The sequence below is a fragment of the Mycobacterium sp. EPa45 genome (genome assembly GCF_001021385.1).
Classification (GTDB): Bacteria; Actinomycetota; Actinomycetes; order Mycobacteriales; family Mycobacteriaceae; genus Mycobacterium.
The window spans coordinates 2,668,004-2,685,695 of sequence record NZ_CP011773.1 but is presented as its reverse complement, the minus strand read 5'-3'; the positions used below and the strand labels follow the sequence as shown (position 1 = coordinate 2,685,695).

Genomic DNA, 17,692 nt, shown 5'->3' with positions numbered 1-17,692 from the left:
GGAAGCGTCCTCGGTTAAGTGACCAATCGTCCACGCTGGGGAGTGAACACCGCCGTCAACCGCCGGTCGGTTCTGGTCGGGCTCGGGGCGGTCGGCGCGTTCCTGGCCGTCGACCTCGGCGCCGTCGCCTACGCGAACAAATGGGTCGGATCCGGCATGACCCGAAAGACGTTCCTGGACGGATTCCTCAGCGTCTACGGACGCCACCTCGGATTCCGCAAGAACCACGCCAAAGGGGTCGTCGTCACCGGCTACTTCGACAGTAACGGCAAGGGACAGGAACTCAGCCGGGCCGCGGTCTTCCGCCCCGGGCAGTACCCCGTCGTCGGCCGATTCTCCTTGGCAGGCGGTAACCCCACCGTTGCCGACACCCCCGGCGCCGCACGAGGGCTCGGGCTCGCATTCGGATTTCCCGACAGCCGGCAGTGGCGCACCGCGATGCTGAACCTGCCGGTGTTTCCCGACAATTCGGCGCGCGGGTTCTACGACCGGCTACTGGCATCCAAGACGGTCGCCGGCACCGGGCAGCCCGACCCCGCGGCGATGAAGGCGTTCCTGGCCGCCCACCCGGAGACCGCCGCCGCCATGGCCGTCATCAAGCAGCATCCCCCGTCAGCGGGCTTCGGCGACAGCACCTTTCGCAGTCTGAACACCTTCTTCTTCGTCGACGACGGCGGCACACGTTCGCCGGTCCGGTGGTCGCTGGTGCCGCAGCAGGCCGCCCCGGCGCCCCGATCCGGGGATGCCAACGGACTGTTCGACGCCGTGATCCGCCAGCTGCGCGCAGGCCCACTCCGATGGCGCCTGCTCGTCACCGTCGCCAACCCCGATGATCAGCTGACCGACGCCACACTGGCCTGGCCCGCGGACCGCCGGGGCATCGAGGTCGGCACGCTCACCCTCACCTCCGCCGCGACCGAAGCGCTCGGCAATGCCCGCGATATCAACTTCGATCCGCTGGTCCTGCCCGACGGCATCGAACCCTCAGACGACCCGCTTCTGTCCGCCCGCTCCGACGTCTACGCGGCCTCCTACCGCCAGCGCACCGGCGAGCCGACATCGCCGCCGGCCGTTCAGGTGGACGAGGTCAGCGCATGACACCGGTCGAGCGCTACCCCGCCCGCAGCCGAATCCTGCACTGGCTGACCGCCCTCGCAGTGTTCGGCGCGCTGTTCATCGGGTTCGTGATGGTCAACTCGCTGGGCAGTTACGGCGCACTGGTCGGCGTGCACATGACGCTCGGAGTGGCGATCCTGGTCATCGTGGTCATCCGTGCGGCCAACCGTTTCACCCACCGCGCACCGCGGCTGCCCGCCACGGTGGGATCCGTCGAGCACCTGCTGGTGGTCGGCTCCGAGATCGGGCTGTACGCGCTGCTGGTGGCCCAGCCACTGGTCGGGTGGGCCATGGTGTCCGCCGGCGGCCGACCCGTCGTGCTGTTCGGTTCGGTGCCACTGCCTCGGATCGCGCCGTTCGACGCCGACCTGTTCTTTGTGCTGCGGCAGACGCATTCGGTGCTCGCCTACCTGCTGGTGGCGGCGATCGCCGCGCACGTCTCGGCAGTGTTGCTGCACACCGTGACGCTGCGCGACCGGATGCTGAGCAGGATGACCTTCGGGTGGGGTGACAAGGGGGAACCATGATGCGCCCGGTACGGATCATCGGTGCGGCCGTCCTGGCCGCCGGGGTACTGCTCGTCGGCCCCGGCACGACCGCGGGTGCCTGCGCCTGCGGCGGGATCGTCAGCCCCGACCTCGAGGCGCGGGTAACCGGTGAACAGAGCCTGGTCGCCATCGACGGCAACGCCGAAACCATCGTCATGCGCCTGGATCTGCATTCTGTGGCCGACAACGCTGCGCTGATCGTGCCGACTCCCACCCCCGCCAGAGCCAGCCAGGCCGAACCCGGATTGTTCCGAGAACTCGAGCGGCTCACCGCACCCCGGATCGAGCGCGGCGGCACCGCGCGAAGTGGTCTCGACGAGACCGGCGCAGCGCCCGGCGGTGGTCCGACCGTCCTCGCGCAGGTGCAACTCGGACCGCTGGAGGCGACCACGCTGACCGGCGGTGACCTCACCGGCGTGCGACGGTGGCTGGACGCGAATGGGTATGTGATGCGCCAGGAGGTCACCGCGGCGCTCGACCCGTACCTCAAGCAGGGCTGGTCGTTCGTGGCGATGCGCCTCAGCGGTGACACACCGCTGCGCGGTCAGCTCGACCCGGTTCGCCTGGACTTCACGTCCGACCGGCTGGTGTATCCGATGCGAATGTCGGCCGCCGCCAAAGACACTCAGAAAGTGACGATCTACACGCTGGCGCAGCACAGGATGCAACGCGCCGACGCCGACGCTTCCCGGCAGGACGTCACCGTCGACTACGCCGGGTCGATCCAGGGCCGCACCACTGATCGGGCACTGACCGAGCTCAGCGTCAACAACCCCTACCTCACCAAGATCACGACGAACGCCGAACCATCCTCGATCACAACCGATTTCATCTTCGCTCCGGCGCCCAGCGACGATCCGTATCAGCGGGTCATCGGCCACGACGACGGCGGGGCCGAGGTCGGCGCATTCCTGGTGGCGTCGAGCGCATCCGTGATCGTGGTGGTGCTGGCGACGGCGGTGGGGTTGATCTGGTTCGTCCGGTACCGGCGCTCAACCCGCGTCGAGTAGGTGGGTGCCGTCGGACGACGCCACCGTGGCGCGCAGCCGGCCGAACAGGTCGATCGCGGACTGAACCGTTTGATCGACGAAGGGGCCGAACTCGCCGTCCCCGGCGCGATAGCGTCGCTCGGCGACCACCCCGACCAACCGCGGATCAGACGATGAGAACACCGTCGCGGCGGCATGGGAATCGGCGTCGTTCCACTGCTGCACGAGCGCTGCGACCCCCGACCGGTGATCGGCCGGGTAATAACACTCGGCGGTGATCGTGATCTGAACAGCCGAACCGCACGGCTGCAAGTGCACATGCAAGCGACCGTGGTACGCGTTGACGAGGAAAAAGAACTCGTTGTCGTGGTGACCGCAGAAATACCGCATTTGCCGGCTTTTCAGGTAGCCCTCGATGAGGTCGGCGCCGACTGCACCGTTTGCGGTGTTCATACCTGTCCAACGAGCCACGCGAACGACACGGTTCCCGAAACGGCCAAGGTTGCGCCAAGAATCTCGTGAGAATTGGTTAAATGACCGCAGCCGTATAGAAACTTCATATTCATGTCCCGAAAAGCCGATGGATGGCGCTCGAATCGCAGCGTCGGAAATCTTTCGGTTTTTTCGTGCGCGTCAGGTCACAAGGTAGTAACTTCTGCCGCAGCAGTAACTCCAATGAACACAAGGGACATGACAATGATCAAAGGTTTGTTGACGGCGGCTGCTGCCGCCGGGGCCGTCGCGCTCATCGCCGCGCCCGCCGCGGGGGCGATCACGAACGCCGAAGCCGACTACATCAAGGACCTCACCAGCGCAGGCATCGCAGGCGACCAGGCGGCGCTGATCGCCGACGGCCACACGATCTGCAAGGCACTGGCCGGCGGCGCAGATCCGAATGAGCTGTCGCAGACCTACTTCAAGAACTCCGGTTCGATCAGCCACGCTCAGGCGGATGCTGCGATCAACTTCGCCAAGACCGATCTGTGCCCCGCGGGCTGACAACCGCCGCGCTACGACGAGAGCGGCGGGTCTACGCCAGCCGCGTAATCACTTCGGCGACAACCGAGTCGACCGGGATATCGACCTGCGTGCCGTCGGCGAGATCTTTGACGCCCACGGTGCCGGCCTCGATATCCCGGTCGCCTGCTACCAGAGCGATGCGTGCGCCCGAGCGATCGGCCGCGCGCATCGCCCCTTTGAGTCCGCGGTCGCCGTAAGCCAGATCCACTCGCACCCCCTCGGCACGCAGGCGCGCCGCCAGCGTCGCCACCACCAGCTTGCCCTGTTCACCCAGCGGTACGCCGAAAACATCGCAGCGGCTTGGGTTTCCGACAGTCTTGCCTTCGGCGCGCAGAGCCAACACGGTGCGGTCGACTCCGAGCCCGAAGCCGATACCGGACAGGTCCTGGCCGCCGAGCTGCCGCATCAACCCGTCATAGCGGCCGCCGCCACCGATCCCGGACTGCGCGCCGAGTCCGTCGTGCACGAATTCGAACGTGGTCTTGGTGTAGTAATCGAGGCCCCGCACCATCCGCGGGTTGATCACGTACGGAACCGCGAGCGCATCGAGGTGCGCCAGAACGGTGTCGAAGTGCTGCTTGGCCGCATCGGACAAATGGTCGAGCATCACCGGCGCATCGGCGGTCGCCTCGCGCATCGCCGGGCGCTTGTCGTCGAGCACGCGCAGTGGGTTGATCTCGGCCCGCCGCCGAGTGTCCTCATCCAGGTCAAGCTTGAACAGGAACTCCTGCAACAGCTCCCGGTACTGCGGCCGGCAGGTGTCGTCACCCAGTGAGGTGATCTCGAGGCGGAAGCCGTTGAGCCCGAGTGAGCGGAAGCCGGCGTCGGCGACGGCGATCACCTCGGCATCCAGCGCCGGGTCGTCGACGCCGATGGCCTCGACCCCGACCTGCTGCAGCTGCCGGTAGCGGCCGGCCTGCGGGCGCTCGTAGCGGAAGAACGGGCCCGCATAGCAGAGCTTGACCGGAAGGGCGCCGCGGTCCAGACCGTGTTCGATGACTGCGCGCATCACTCCCGCGGTGCCCTCGGGGCGCAGCGTCACCGACCGCTCACCGCGGTCGGCGAATGTGTACATCTCCTTGGACACCACGTCGGTGGACTCGCCGACCCCGCGCGCGAACAGCGCAGTGTCCTCGAAGATCGGCAGCTCGACGTCGCCGTAGCCGGCCAGCCGGGCCGTCCGCAGCAGTCCGTCGCGGACCGCGACGAACTCGGCCGACTCGGGCGGCAGGTAGTCGGGGACACCCTTGGGTGCCTGGAATTCGCTCACGTCAGACCTTCGAGGAATGGATTGGTACGGCGTTCGAGACCGATGGTGGTGGATTCACCGTGCCCCGGTAATACCAGGGTGTCGTCGTCGAGCACCAGCAATTTTTCGACGATTGAACTGAGGAGGTCCCGGCCGCTGCCGCCCGCAAGGTCGGTGCGGCCGACCGTCTGCTTGAACAACGTGTCACCGGTGAACGCCATCGGGTCTTGCGACCCCGCCCGATCCACCCGGAACACCACCGATCCCTTCGTGTGACCGGGCGTGTGGTCGACGGTCACGGTGATGCCTCCGAGCTCGATCTTGTCCCCGTCGCGATCGAGTTCCACCACTTGTTTCGGCTCCCGGAAAAGCGCGCCCAGCGCGATCTGCCCGAGCCGGGGGCCGAACCCGCGGATCGGGTCGGAGAGCATGAAGCGGTCCTCGGGGTGGATGAACACCGGGCAGCCGAAGGTGTCGCCCACCTTCTGCGCCGACCAGATGTGGTCGATGTGGCCGTGAGTGAGCAGGACGGCGGCCGGGGTCAGCCGATTCTCGTCGAGGATGCGGCGCAGCGTGGCAAAAGCACGCTGGCCAGGGTCGACGACGATGGCGTCGGCTCCGGCCCGTGGGGCCAGCACGTAGCAATTGCATGCCAACATGCCGGCCGGAAACCCGGTGAGCAACACGTCGTCCAGTTTCCCATCCCCTGTTGGCGAGGGTCGTGCCCCCTGGCTTCAGCGTGAACTGGCACACTCGGTGCCGACTCAACGCCCAACTCATCGGAGGACCACCACGGTGCCCACCAACGAACAGCGACGTGCGACAGCCAAGCGCAAGCTCGAGCGACAGCTGGAGCGTCGCGCTCAACAGGAGAAGCGTCGCCAGTTGTTCGTCGTGATCGGCGGTATCGTCGCGATCGCGGTGGCCGCGGCCCTGGTTGTCACGTTCGTGCTGACCAATAAGGACAGCAAGGACAACAAGACCGCCTCCGGCGCCACCAGTACCGCCCCGGTCGAGTCCGGTGGGCCGACCACCGCTCCCCCCGCCACCGGCGGGCTGCCGCCGTTCAAGGCGAGCGCTAACCTGGGCGCCAACTGCCAATACCCGGCCTCACCCGAACCGGCTGCCAAGAAGGTCGACGCACCCCACAGCGGTAAGGTGCCGACCGATCCCGCAACCGTCAGTGCCAGCATGAGCACCAATCAGGGCAACCTCGGTCTGGTGCTGGACAACGCGAAGGCCCCGTGCACGGTCAACAGCTTCGCCAGCCTGGCCCAGAAGGGCTACTTCAACGACACCCCCTGCCACCGGCTGACCACGTCGCCGTCGCTGTCGGTGCTGCAGTGCGGCGACCCGACCGGCAGTGGCACCGGTGGCCCGGGCTATGAGTTCGCCAACGAATACCCCACCGATCAGTACCCGCCGAATGACCCCGCTCTGCAGCAGCCGGTGGTCTACCCGCGCGGCACGTTGGCCATGGCCAACGCCGGCCCGGGCACGAACGGCAGCCAGTTCTTCCTGGTCTACAAGGATTCCCAGTTGCCGCCCAACTACACCGCGTTCGGCACCATCGACCAGACGGGGTTGGCGACGCTGGACAAGATCGCCGGGGCCGGGGTGGCCGGCGGCGCTCAGGACGGCAAGCCGGCCAGCGATGTGCGGATCAAGTCGATCCTGCTGGACTAGCCGGCGATGAGCCAGCCTCCGCCGTACTACCCGCCGCCGCACTACGGCTCGCCCTACGGGCCCGGCCCATACCGCTATCCGGCGCCGCCGCCGACCAACGGGATGGCGATCGCGTCCTTGATCTGTGCGTTCGTGTTCGCCCCGCTGGGCATCGTGTTCGGCCACATCTCGCTGTCGCAGATCAAGAAATCCGGCGAGGAAGGCCGCGGGCTGGCGATCGCCGGGCTGGTGATCAGCTATCTGGTGACGGTCCTGAGCATCGTGGTGATCGTCGTCGGGGTGGCGTTCTTCTCCTGGGTGGGACGAGAGCTGGAGAAGACCGGCGGGGCGGGTATCCCGCGGACCATGCCGGGCGGCAGCGGCCAACTGCCGCCGTTCAATCCGCCGGCCACCCTCGGCGCGAACTGCCAGTACCCGGCGACGGCCACCCCGGCCGACAAGCCGGTCAGGCCGCCGGTGGCCGGTAAGCGGCCGACCACGCCAGTGTCGGTGGACGCGACGGTCGTCACCAACGCCGGGCCGATCGTCGTGCACCTCGACAACGCGAAGGCGCCGTGCACGGTGAACAGCTTCGAGAGCCTGGTGCGGCAGAACTACTTCGACAACACGCCATGCCACCGGCTGACCGACATGCCGTCATTGTCGGTGCTGCAGTGCGGCGATCCGACCGGTCAGGGCACGGGCGGGCCGGGGTACCGGTTCGCCAATGAGTACCCGACGAACCAGTTCCGGCCGTTCGACCCGCAACTGCGACAGGCCGTCAAATATCCGCGCGGGACGCTGGCCATGGCCAACGCCGGCCCCGACACCAACGGCAGCCAGTTCTTCATCGTGTACCGCGATTCGATGCTGCCGCCGACGTACACGGCCTTCGGCCAGGTCGACAAGACCGCGTTCGGGATCATCGACGACATCGCAGCGATGGGAATCGCCGGCGGTTCCGACGACGGTAAGCCGGCCAAGCCGGTCACGATCAAGTCGATCCGGCTGAACTGAGCTGGCTCTCAGCCAGGCAGACCCTGCTCTTCGGTCGGCAGCGGCGCGGGACCTTTGATGGCGGGCGTCGCGACCGGGAGCTGGCCGGCGGCCCGATCCGGCGACTGCGTGACGGTGACCCCGGTCGACATCTCGGAGCTGATGAACGAATCGGGTGTCTGTGGATTCGCCGCTACTGCGGCAAAGCCGCCCAGCAAGATCAGGGCGCCTGCCCCGACAGTGGCGGACAGCACGTGAAAACGCTTCATGGTCAATCTCTTTCCAAGTAGGTCTTGGCACCTGACAACACAGTTGGGTACAAGGGCGTTGCGTCAGCGGATTATTCCGACACCCGCGATGAAATAATCTGCGGCGCAGACACGTTGGACGACGTGTTATGACCACCAGTTTGCAAAGGATCGCTCGTATCGTCCTGGGCGCGCTGGCCGCGGCCGCCTTCCTACTTGCTCCGACCGCGTTGCTCAGCAGCCCGGCCAAGCCCGTCGCGCAGGGCTGCTACGACGGCGTGATCCCGTGGAATCCCTACCTAAAGAGCTGCAGTCTGCCGTCCGCCCAGCCGCACGTGCGCGGTGCGGCGCCGGACGCAACCGCGATCATCGCCTGCCACGACCATCCCGGCTGCCTGTCCTGGTATGTCAACGGCGGACCGTAACGGCGCTGCTCAGCAGGCGCGGCGTGAATCCGGTCGCGTGCGCGGCGACGGCATTGCTCAGGCCGCCGACGAAACTTGGCTTGGAGCCTGCCAATTCGCGCATCCTCGCGTCGATCACCTGCTTGGCCGTGCGCTTGCGCGAGTGCGATGACGTGACCGCTACCTTGTGCTCCGACCTCAGCTCGGCGGCCAGGCGCTCCAGAGCTTCCTCGCGACGGGCCACCAGCACCAGATCGTGACCGCGAGCGGCGAACTGGCGCGCGTATTCGACACCGACCCCGCTGACGCGCCGGTGATCAAGTCGCCACGTCAGGCGGCGCTCGTCACGCGGTAGACGTCATAGACGCCTTCGACGTTGCGGACCGCGTTGAGCACATGGCCCAGGTGCTTCGGATCGCCCATCTCAAAGGTGAAGCGGCTCACCGCCACTCGATCGTTGGAGGTGGTCACCGAGGCCGACAGAATGTTGACTCGCTCGTCGGCCAGCACCCGCGTGACATCGGAGAGCAACCGGTGCCGGTCGAGAGCCTCGACCTGGATCGCCACCAGGAAGACCGACGTCGGCGACGGCGCCCAGTTCACCTCGATGATGCGTTCCGACTGTTGTTGCAGCGACGCGGCATTGGTGCAGTCGGTGCGGTGCACACTGACCCCGCCACCGCGGGTGACGAAGCCCATGATGTTGTCACCGGGTACCGGTGTGCAGCACTTGGCCAGCTTGGTCAGCACCCCGGGAGCGCCGGGCACGGCGACCCCGGTGTCATCCGTGCTGCGCTGACGCACCGGCATGGTCGCCGGTGTGGAGCGTTCGGCCAGTTCGTCTTCGGCGCCCTCGGCCCCACCGAGCTGCGCCACCAGCCGTTGCACGACGTGCCGCGGCGAGACGTGCCCCTCCCCGACCGCCGTGTACAGAGCGGAGACGTCGGCATACCGCAACTCCTGGGCCAGTGCGCCCATCGCCTCGGCGTTGACCAGCTTCTGCAACGGAAGCCCACCCCGACGCACCTCGCGGGCGATCGAGTCCTTGCCGGCCTCGAGCGCTTCGTCGCGGCGCTCTTTGGCGAACCACTGCCGGATCTTGGCCTTGGCCCGCGGGGACACCACGAAACCCTGCCAATCGCGCGACGGGCCGGCGTTGGGCGCCTTCGACGTGAAAACCTCTACCCGCTCACCGTTTTCGAGCTTGCGTTCCAGTGCCACCAGACGACCGTCGACCCGCGCACCGATGCAGCGGTGGCCGACCTCGGTGTGCACGGCGTAGGCGAAGTCGACCGGCGTCGAGCCGGCCGGCAGGGTGACGACGTCGCCCTTCGGGGTGAACACGAAAATCTCCTGCACCGCAAGGTCGTAACGCAGCGATTCCAGGAACTCGCCGGGGTCCGCGGCTTCCCGCTGCCAGTCCAGCAGCTGGCGCATCCACGCGGTCTCGTCGATCTCGGAGGCGGCGTGCGGGTGCGGAACGCCGTTGCGGCCCTTGGACTCCTTGTATCGCCAGTGCGCCGCGATACCGAATTCCGCGGTGTCGTGCATGTCACGGGTGCGGATCTGCACCTCCAGCGGCTTGCCTTCCGGCCCGACGACCGTGGTGTGCAGCGACTGGTACACCCCGAACCGAGGCTGGGCGATGTAGTCCTTGAACCGGCCGGGCATCGGCTGCCACAGCGAATGCACAACGCCGACAGCGGCATAGCAGTCGCGGATCTCTTCGCACAGGATCCGGACACCGACCAGGTCGTGGATGTCGTCGAAGTCGCGGCCCTTGACGATCATCTTCTGATAGATCGACCAGTAGTGCTTGGGCCGGCCTTCGACCGTGGCGTTGATCTTCATCCCGCTCAGTGCGGCGTTGATCTCGACCCGGACCTTCGCCAGGTACGTGTCACGCGACGGCGCCCGATCGGCCACCAGCCGGACGATTTCCTCGTAGCGCTTGGGATGCAGGATCGCGAAGGACAGATCCTCCAGCTCCCACTTGACGGTCGCCATTCCCAGCCGATGCGCAAGGGGCGCAATGACTTCGAGCGTTTCGCGGGCCTTGCGGGCCTGCTTCTCCGGCGGCAGGAACCGCATCGTGCGCATGTTGTGCAGGCGGTCGGCCACCTTGATGACCAGCACCCGCGGATCCCGCGCCATCGCGATGATCATCTTGCGGATGGTCTCGCCCTCGGCCGCGTTACCCAGTGCGACCTTGTCCAGCTTGGTCACTCCGTCGACCAGGTGGGCGACCTCTTCACCGAAGTCGGCGGTCAGCGCCTCCATGGCGTAGCCGGTGTCTTCGACGGTGTCGTGCAGCAGCGCGGCCACCAGCGTGATGGTGTCCATGCCGAGCTCGGCCAGGATGTTCGCGACGGCCAACGGGTGAGTGATGTACGGGTCGCCGGAGCGGCGCAGCTGATCGGCGTGCTTGACCTCGGCCACCTCGTAGGCACGCTGCAGGATCGCCAGGTCGGCCTTCGGGTAGAACTCACGATGCACCGCGATGAGCGGCTCGAGGACCGGGTTGACGGTGCTGCGCTGGGACGTCATCCGGCGCGCCAGCCGAGCCCGCACCCGCCGCGATGCGCTGCTGGTGGTCTTTGGGGTCTCGGCCCGCGGCTCGGCCGGTGGGACGTCGGAGATCGGGGGCGGCGAGGCGGTCAGCGCACCGTTGTCGTCTGCCACGCCGTCACCTCCTCGCGATCTGGACCGACTTCGAGGATATCTCGCCTCACGCGGCCGGGTGGCGCGCCTGGGGGTGGGCCGCGCTCAGATGATTTGCAAGCTGGTCACCTGCAGCGGTGCGACCTTCTCGCGACCGCCGAGACCGGGCAGTTCCAGCACCACAGCGGCGGCGGCCACCTCTGCCCCGCCGGCCACCAGCAGCGAACGCGCCGCCGCGAGGGTCCCGCCCGTCGCGAGGACGTCGTCGACGATCACCACGCGGCGCCCGGCCAATTCGATACCCTCCGCAGGGATCTCCAACGTGGCCGTGCCGTACTCGAGGATGTAGGTCTCGCTGTGCACCGGCGGGGGCAGCTTGCCGCCCTTGCGGACGGCCAGCACACCGATGCCGAGACGGTGGGCGACCGCGCCACCGAGCAGGAACCCGCGGGCGTCGATACCGGCGATCAGATCGGCACCCTCGGCGATCTCGGCCATCGCGGCGGTGACGACGGCCAGCCCGTGTGGGTCGGCCAGTACCGGGGTGAGGTCCTTGAATTGGATGCCCGGTTCCGGAAAATCGGGCACCTGCCGGGTCAGCGCCCTGAGAACGTCGACTACGGCCGAGGCGCTCTGTCGCCGGCCTTCCGGCTCCGGAGAAGACGTCACTTCTCGAACACCCACCTGTCCATGTTCCAGCCCGCGCCCCACTTGGTCGGATTGCCTTCGACCGCATACATCTTCTTGGATGCCAGCACCGTGCGCTGCTGACGGTACAGCGGCAGGGTCGGCATGTCGCCCCACAGGATGGGCGAGCTGTCGGCCAGCAGGCGGGCCTGTTCCTTCGAGTCGGCGGTGATCGCCAGCGCCGAGATGATGCCGTCGATCTGCGGGTTGGCGTAGCGCGGCAGGTTGTCTCCGTTGCCGGCGAACAGGGTGTAGGCATCCAGCGCCGACGATCCGGTCGACCCGCTGCCGGTGGCGCCGCCGGTGCTGGCCAGCAGGACGTCGAGCTTGCCGTCGCGCAGCGCCTGCGGGCCCGCCGAGTCCGAGGTGGCATCGACGACGGTGATGCCGGCGGCGGCACACGATTTGGTGATGGCGCCGACGGTCGCCGCCAACCGCGGGTTCGGCGACTGGTAGCCGATCCGCACGGTCAGCGGCTGGCCGCCCAGTGCGTCTCGGGCGGCGTCGGCGTTGGCCGGCCCGAACTGAGGCGGGACGATCGCCACTCCTTCGATGGCGCTGAGCGCGTCATCGGTGGCCGGGTTGAGCCGCACGTTGGAGATCGGCGATTCGGCGTTCAGCGCGATCAGGTCGCGCGGGGTGCACAGCGCCACCGCGCGCCGGGCCGGCGTCGCCGCCAGCGGCCCGTCCGGCGCGAAGATCAGCTGCTCGATCCCGCCGGACGGCAATTCGTGGCGGTCGTACCCGTCGGGGGTGGTCAGCGTGCCCGAAGATCCGGTGGCGACGTCGACCACCTGGAACGTGCTGTTGTTGATGCGGTCCTGCACATCGACGCCGCGTGGCCACACCGTGATGCGCTTGGTGATCGGCTTGGCGCCCCACCAGCGATCGTTGGCGGTCAGCACCACCGCCCCCTCGGGCAGCACCGAGTCGATCTTGTAGGGCCCCGATGAGGGGAACCGCTTGAGATCTTCAGCACTCAGGCCGGGCTTGAGGTCCCACAACGTATTCCACGCCTGGGCGATGCGGTCGACGGCGGCCGGGTCGCCACCCTGGATGGTGCGGGTGACGTCGACGCCGAGCGCGTCACCCAGCACGTGCGACGGCATCATCGACGTGGCGGTGAACAGCTGCAGGTAATCGGTGACGGCCCGGCCGGGTAAGTACGTCACCCGGGCCTTCTTCTGGCCTGGCTGGCAGTCGACGGTGTCGATGTCGAGGTAGCCGGCGCGGCTGGCGGCGTCGAAGGCCGGGAACCGCCCGGACTGCGCGGCCCACGCCAGCACCATATCGTCACACGTCACCGGCTTGCCGTCGGAGTACACGGCGTTGTCCGCGATCTGGTAGTCGAGAACCAGCGGGTCGCGACCGACCACCGACACCGACCCGAAGTCGTGATCGGCCAGCACCTGCCCGTCCGGTCCGTGGAAGTTGAACCCGGTGAGCACGCGGGCGAACGCCTGCGGCCCCGCCGAAGCCGCCCCGCGCACCGTGTTGGTGTTGTAGGTGACCAGCATGCCGTCGACGGCATAGTTGATCTGGTCAGCCGGGCTGCCCGAGCACGACGTCAGGACGGTTGGCGCGACCAACCCCAGAACAGCCGCCACTGCGACAGCGGCGGCGCGCCGGCGCCCGACTGCCATGGCGCGTTATCGCCCGCGGGGGCTGCGTTTGCCCGTCGGCCGGCCTGGACGAGCCGGACGGGCACCCGGCGAGGGCTTGTTGCCCACGCTCGGCGTGCCCCCTATGGCAGCTTCGGCCGGGACCGCGCCGGCAGCCTCCGCCAAATCGGCGGCACCGCCGGTGACCACGTCGCTGGCCGTCCCGGACGGCTTGCGGCGGTTGAGCACCCGGCGGGTGTGGGTGCGCACCAGATCCGTGCGCTCACGCAGCGTCACCAGCAGCGGGGTCGCGAAGAAGATCGACGAGTAGGTACCGACGATGACACCGACCAGCTGCACCAGCGCCAGGTCCATCAGCGTGCCGACGCCGAGCAGCCACACCGCGACCACGATCAGCGCCACGATCGGCAACACCGAGATGAGGCTGGTGTTGATCGATCGCATGAACGTCTGGTTGACCGCGAGGTTGGCCTGTTCGGCGAACGTTCGGCGGGTCGTGTGCTCGAAGCCGTGGGTGTTCTCTTCCACCTTGTCGAACACGATGACCGTGTCATAGAGCGAGAAGCCCAGAATCGTGAGCAGGCCGATCACTGTCGCCGGTGTGACCTCGAATCCGACGATCGAATACACCCCGGCCGTGACGACGAGGTCGAACACCAGCGTCGCGAGTGCCGAGATCGCCATGTACCGCTCGTAGCGAAGGGTGATGTAGATGGCGGCGAGCACGAGGAACACCGCGAGCGCGATCAGCGCCTTCTTGGTGATCTGGTCACCCCAGGTCTCCGAAACCGCCGAGTCGCTGATCGTCGCCTTGTCGGGCTCCCCGTTGCCTGCCTTGGGCTTGAAGGCGTCGAACAGCGCGTTCCGCAGCTGCTCGGTCTGCTGATTGGTCAGCGCCTCGGAGCGGATCTGCACGGTGGCCGAGCCACCGTTGCCGACGAGCACGACGGACTCCGGTGCCCGGCCCAGCGTCTTGCTGAAGACGTCTTCGACCTGCTGGGTGGTGGCGGTGCCGTTCTGGCCGGCGGTGGGCATCGAGACCTTGGTGCCACCCTGGAAATCGATACCGAAGGTGAAGCCCTTCAGCGCGATGGACAGGATGCAGGCCAGGACGATCAGGCCGCTGATCGCGTACCAGAGCTTGCGCTTGCCGATGACTTCGAAGGCGCCGGTGCCGGTGTAGAGGCGGACGAAGAAGCCGTGCCTGGGCGCGCCGCTGTCGGCGGCTTCCAGATCGGGTGCCTCGATGGCGGTGGACGCCGGGGCGTCTGCAGTGTCGTCAGTGGTTTTCTCGGCCATGGAAGTTACCTCCGTCCCGTCGCGGTGGCGGCGGCTCGACGTTCCCGGGCGATCTGCTGCACCGCGCCGAGACCGTTGAATGCCGGTTTGGCCATCGTCGGCGACTTCGACGCCAGGTACACCATCGGCCAGGTCACCAGGAACACCACGACGACGTCGAGGATCGTCGTCAGGCCCAGGGTGAACGCGAAGCCCTTCACCTGCCCGACGGCCAGGAAGTACAGCACCGCGGCGGCCAGGAAGGTGACCGCGTTGCCGGACAGGATCGTCTTACGGGCGCGAGCCCAACCGCGCGGCACCGCCGAGCGGAACGAACGCCCCTCTCGGATCTCGTCCTTGATGCGTTCGAAGAACACCACGAACGAGTCGGCGGTCGTGCCGATACCGATGATCAGACCCGCGATACCGGCGAGGTCGAGGGTGTAGTTGATGTATCTGCCGAGCAGCACCAGGATGCCGAACACCATGGCGCCGGAGGCGATCAGCGACAGCGCAGTCAGCAGTCCCAGCACCCGGTAGTAGAGCAGCGAGTACAGCAGCACCAGCGCCAAGCCGATGGCGCCCGCGATCAGGCCCGCGCGAAGCGACGCCAATCCCAGTGTGGCCGAGACTGTTTCGGCCTCGGAGGACTCGAATGACAGCGGCAGCGATCCATACTTGAGGACGTTGGCCAGTTGTTTCGCGGTGTCGGCGGTGAACGGCGGGTTGCCGCCGCTGATCTGGGTGCGCCCGCCGGGGATGGCTTCGCGGATCTGTGGGGCGCTGACCACCTGGGAGTCGAGCGTGAACGCCGTCTGAGTACCGATGTTGGCCGCGGTGAAGTCGGCCCAGGTGGTGGCGGCCTGGTCCTTGAACTCCACGTTGACGACGTAGGCGCCGCTCTGCTGGTCGAGGCCCGACGTCGCGTCCTTGATCTGGTCGCCACTGATGATCGACTTGTCGAGGACGTAGATGTACTTGCGATCCTGCGAGCACGCGACCAGCGGAAGGTTCGGGTCGTCGTTACCGGCCAGGATGTCGGGCTGATCGCACTTGCCCGCCATGTACTGCACCGCGATCAGGAGCAGGTTCTGGTTGGTGCTCTGCCGCAGCTGCTTCTCGAAACTGATGCGCGCCGCCAGGTCCTTGCGCGGGTCCGGCGGGGCTGGCTGGCCGGGCGCGGGTGGCGCCGGGGCCGCCGTCGGCGGCTGGCCCGGGCCTGGGGCTGGTGCGGGCGGAGCCGGGGTCGGCGAGGGAGCCGGCTCTTCCGGGTACGGACGCGGCTGCGGCGCGGGTGCGGCGGGTGGCGGGGCGACCGGCTCACCGGCCGCGGGTGCCGGTGCAGGCGCGCCGGGCGCCGGCGCGGGCACCGGCCCTCCCGGCCCCGCGCCGCCGGGCGCGGCGGCCTGCATCTGCTGCTTGATGGCTTCGACCGGGATCGGCTGGCCGATCACCGGGCGGATGAACAGCCGCGCGGTCTGGCCCAGGTTGCGGGCCTCGTTGCCGTCATTGCCGGGAACGGTGATGACGAGGTTGTCCCCGTCGATCACGACTTCGGAGCCCGACACCCCCAGGCCATTGACGCGGGCGCCGATGATCTGCTGCGCCTGGTTTAGCGCGTCGCGGGTGGGACGGGATCCGTCCGGGGTGCGCGCCGTCAGAGTGACGCGGGTTCCGCCCTGCAGGTCGATGCCCAGCTTGGGCGTGGTGCGCTTGTCCCCGGTGAGGAAGACCAGCAGATACACCCCGATGAGCAGGACCAGGAACAGCGCCAGCCAGCGGTAGGGATGCACCGGCGCCGAAGACGATGCCACGTTGTTGTTTCTCCTAGGTTGTGCCGCGTCCCGCTAGGTCGTTGTGCCGCGTCCCGCGGATGCGGTCCTCAATCAACTCCCGCTAGAGGGTACGTGGCGGGCCTGGCCATCAGTCTTTGGTGAGGCGGTCCGCGTCGGACTCGGTGAGCTCGGTGGCTCCACCGACCTCATCGGCGTCGGTGTCGTCGACCTCGTCCTCGATGCGGTCGCGGATGGCCAGCTTCATCCAGGTGGTCACGACGCCGGGGGCGATCTCCAGGTCGACGGTGTCGTCGGTGATCCCGGTGATCGTGGCCTGCAGGCCGGAGGTGGTGTGCACCCGGTCTCCGATGGTCAAGGACTCGTGCAGGTCGATGGTGGCCTGCATGGCCTTGCGCTGGCGCCGGGAGGCGAAATACATGAATGCGCCCATGATGATGATCAGGGGCAGGAAGACGAGCAGGTCCATGGCGGAACGATTCTTTCGTATCGGGTGCTGGGTTCAGCGCGCCGCGACCGTCAGGTCACGGGGTTCATAGCTGTCCAGTCTGCCATTGCGCCGGTCCGGCTCCGACCGGCACCGCCGGTGGAAGATGGTCGGATGGACCTGATCGACGCCCTGCGCAGCACCGGGTCGGTGCGCGAATTCACCGACGAGCCGGTCGAGGACGCGGTACTCGCGCGGATTCTGGACACCGCACGGTTCGCCCCCAGCGGGGCCAATGCCCAGGCCTGGCGCCTGGTCGTGGTCAAGGATCCGGTGATTCGGGGCGGTCTGCGCGATCTGTATCGCCAGCCCTGGGTCGATTACCTGACGCTGACCGCGGCCGGGCTGCGGCCGTGGTCGCCGGTCAACGACGCCGCGGCGGAGGCGGCCGCCCTGGCTGCCGGAACCGGACAGACCGAGGAGGCGGCGGTTGGCGGATTCGCCGCCCACCTCGACGAGGTTCCGGTTCTACTGGCGCTGTTCGCCGACCTGTCGCAGCTTGCGGCCGTGGACCGCGATCTCGACCGGTACTCGCTGGCCGGTGGCGCGTCGGTCTACCCGTTCGCGTGGAGCATCCTGCTGGCGGCCCGTGCCGAAGGACTTGGCGGCGTGCTGACGACGATGCTGATCAGAGAAGAAGACGAGGTCAAACGGCTGCTGGGCGCCGAAGGTCCGCTGGTGCTGGCGGCGGTGATCGCGCTGGGGCACCCCGTGCGCCAGGTTCGTCGACTCACCCGCCAGCCGGTGGCGGCATTCGCCACCGTCGACCGGCTCGACGGCGCGCCATTCCCAGCGATCAGCGCCGACTGATTGCGTTGATTTAGTCGCGTACAGCAACGCAATCCATTGCTGAATCGCGCTTTGACCGAGTTTTCAGTTGCATCCCGGTCTTACGCGACTAGGCTCGAAGGACCCGCTTCGCGCCATGC

General features: G+C 67.7%; 19 protein-coding genes. 8 read left to right on the top strand and 11 right to left on the bottom strand.

The genetic code is table 11. From position 1 onward, the window contains the following. The first annotated feature begins 18 nt into the window (after positions 1 to 18). From AB431_RS12780 to AB431_RS12770, 3 genes are read left to right on the top strand one after another with little or no spacing between them, the layout of a single operon-like run. Entirely contained in the window at positions 19 to 1,098 is a 1,080-nt protein-coding gene (locus AB431_RS12780) for a catalase family peroxidase (RefSeq protein WP_047330228.1), read from the top strand. Continuing rightward, positions 1,095 to 1,643, top strand: coding sequence for a cytochrome b (locus AB431_RS12775; protein WP_047330227.1), 549 nt, complete (start codon positions 1,095 to 1,097; stop codon positions 1,641 to 1,643). Before AB431_RS12780 ends, AB431_RS12775 begins: the two co-directional genes overlap by 4 nt. Further along, a complete protein-coding gene (locus tag AB431_RS12770; RefSeq protein WP_235435890.1) occupies positions 1,640 to 2,674 on the top strand; it encodes a DUF2330 domain-containing protein in 1,035 nt (344 codons plus the stop codon). Before AB431_RS12775 ends, AB431_RS12770 begins: the two co-directional genes overlap by 4 nt. On the opposite strand, the gene AB431_RS12765 is transcribed toward AB431_RS12770, so the two are convergent. After that, a complete protein-coding gene (locus AB431_RS12765) occupies positions 2,657 to 3,106 on the bottom strand; it encodes a YbjN domain-containing protein (RefSeq protein ID WP_047330226.1) in 450 nt (149 codons plus the stop codon). The two genes, AB431_RS12770 and AB431_RS12765, sit on opposite strands and share 18 nt — an antisense overlap. 243 nt (positions 3,107 to 3,349) lie before the next feature. On the opposite strand from AB431_RS12765, the gene AB431_RS12760 reads away from it, so the two are divergent. Beyond that, on the top strand, positions 3,350 to 3,652 hold the full coding sequence (locus AB431_RS12760) for a DUF732 domain-containing protein (RefSeq protein ID WP_052960272.1): 303 nt from the start codon (positions 3,350 to 3,352) through the stop codon (positions 3,650 to 3,652). 31 nt (positions 3,653 to 3,683) lie between these two features. Here the strand turns inward: AB431_RS12760 and hisS are convergent, their stop codons facing one another. Beyond that, positions 3,684 to 4,943 carry a histidine--tRNA ligase gene (gene hisS / locus AB431_RS12755; protein ID WP_047330225.1) on the bottom strand — a complete coding sequence of 420 codons (1,260 nt, stop codon included), beginning with the start codon at positions 4,941 to 4,943 and terminating at the stop codon, positions 3,684 to 3,686. Continuing rightward, positions 4,940 to 5,608 carry an MBL fold metallo-hydrolase gene (locus tag AB431_RS12750; protein WP_047330224.1) on the bottom strand — a complete coding sequence of 223 codons (669 nt, stop codon included), beginning with the start codon at positions 5,606 to 5,608 and terminating at the stop codon, positions 4,940 to 4,942. Before AB431_RS12750 ends, hisS begins: the two co-directional genes overlap by 4 nt. A 109-nt stretch (positions 5,609 to 5,717) precedes the next feature. Here AB431_RS12750 and AB431_RS12745 point away from each other — a divergent pair, with 109 nt between their 5' ends. Beyond that, positions 5,718 to 6,608, top strand: a complete 891-nt coding sequence (locus AB431_RS12745) for a peptidylprolyl isomerase (protein WP_047330223.1) — start codon at positions 5,718 to 5,720, stop codon at positions 6,606 to 6,608. A gap of 6 nt (positions 6,609 to 6,614) precedes the next feature. Further along, the gene (locus tag AB431_RS12740; RefSeq protein WP_047330222.1) at positions 6,615 to 7,604 is read left to right on the top strand and encodes a peptidylprolyl isomerase; all 990 of its coding nucleotides are present in this window, start codon (positions 6,615 to 6,617) and stop codon (positions 7,602 to 7,604) included. Positions 7,605 to 7,612: 8 nt separating this feature from the next. Here AB431_RS12740 and AB431_RS12735 read toward each other — a convergent pair whose 3' ends face one another. Continuing rightward, entirely contained in the window at positions 7,613 to 7,852 is a 240-nt protein-coding gene (locus AB431_RS12735; RefSeq protein WP_047330221.1) for a hypothetical protein, read from the bottom strand. A gap of 128 nt (positions 7,853 to 7,980) precedes the next feature. On the opposite strand from AB431_RS12735, the gene AB431_RS12730 reads away from it, so the two are divergent. Next, positions 7,981 to 8,256 carry a hypothetical protein gene (locus tag AB431_RS12730; RefSeq protein ID WP_047330220.1) on the top strand — a complete coding sequence of 92 codons (276 nt, stop codon included), beginning with the start codon at positions 7,981 to 7,983 and terminating at the stop codon, positions 8,254 to 8,256. On the opposite strand, the gene AB431_RS31560 is transcribed toward AB431_RS12730, so the two are convergent. The 7 genes from AB431_RS31560 to yajC form a co-directional block, all read right to left on the bottom strand. Continuing rightward, on the bottom strand, positions 8,240 to 8,479 hold the full coding sequence (locus AB431_RS31560; RefSeq protein WP_200902721.1) for a hypothetical protein: 240 nt from the start codon (positions 8,477 to 8,479) through the stop codon (positions 8,240 to 8,242). The two genes, AB431_RS12730 and AB431_RS31560, sit on opposite strands and share 17 nt — an antisense overlap. A gap of 86 nt (positions 8,480 to 8,565) precedes the next feature. Continuing rightward, complete coding sequence (locus AB431_RS12720) at positions 8,566 to 10,917, bottom strand: bifunctional (p)ppGpp synthetase/guanosine-3',5'-bis(diphosphate) 3'-pyrophosphohydrolase (RefSeq protein WP_047330218.1); 2,352 nt, start codon at positions 10,915 to 10,917, stop codon at positions 8,566 to 8,568. Between the two features lie 84 nt (positions 10,918 to 11,001). Beyond that, positions 11,002 to 11,565, bottom strand: a complete 564-nt coding sequence (locus tag AB431_RS12715; protein ID WP_047330217.1) for an adenine phosphoribosyltransferase — start codon at positions 11,563 to 11,565, stop codon at positions 11,002 to 11,004. Continuing rightward, positions 11,562 to 13,226, bottom strand: coding sequence for an ABC transporter substrate-binding protein (locus AB431_RS12710; RefSeq protein ID WP_047330216.1), 1,665 nt, complete (start codon positions 13,224 to 13,226; stop codon positions 11,562 to 11,564). Before AB431_RS12710 ends, AB431_RS12715 begins: the two co-directional genes overlap by 4 nt. 6 nt (positions 13,227 to 13,232) lie before the next feature. After that, positions 13,233 to 14,504 carry a protein translocase subunit SecF gene (gene secF / locus AB431_RS12705; protein ID WP_047330215.1) on the bottom strand — a complete coding sequence of 424 codons (1,272 nt, stop codon included), beginning with the start codon at positions 14,502 to 14,504 and terminating at the stop codon, positions 13,233 to 13,235. 5 nt (positions 14,505 to 14,509) lie between these two features. Continuing rightward, entirely contained in the window at positions 14,510 to 16,297 is a 1,788-nt protein-coding gene (secD, locus tag AB431_RS12700) for a protein translocase subunit SecD (RefSeq protein ID WP_047330214.1), read from the bottom strand. A 109-nt stretch (positions 16,298 to 16,406) separates the two neighbouring features. Then, positions 16,407 to 16,745, bottom strand: a complete 339-nt coding sequence (gene yajC / locus AB431_RS12695) for a preprotein translocase subunit YajC (RefSeq protein ID WP_047330213.1) — start codon at positions 16,743 to 16,745, stop codon at positions 16,407 to 16,409. A gap of 132 nt (positions 16,746 to 16,877) precedes the next feature. Between yajC and AB431_RS12690 the strand changes: the two genes are divergently transcribed. Then, positions 16,878 to 17,573: a nitroreductase family protein gene (locus tag AB431_RS12690; RefSeq protein ID WP_047330212.1), complete on the top strand. Its 696-nt coding sequence runs from the start codon at positions 16,878 to 16,880 to the stop codon at positions 17,571 to 17,573. The last annotated feature ends 119 nt before the right edge of the window (positions 17,574 to 17,692 follow it).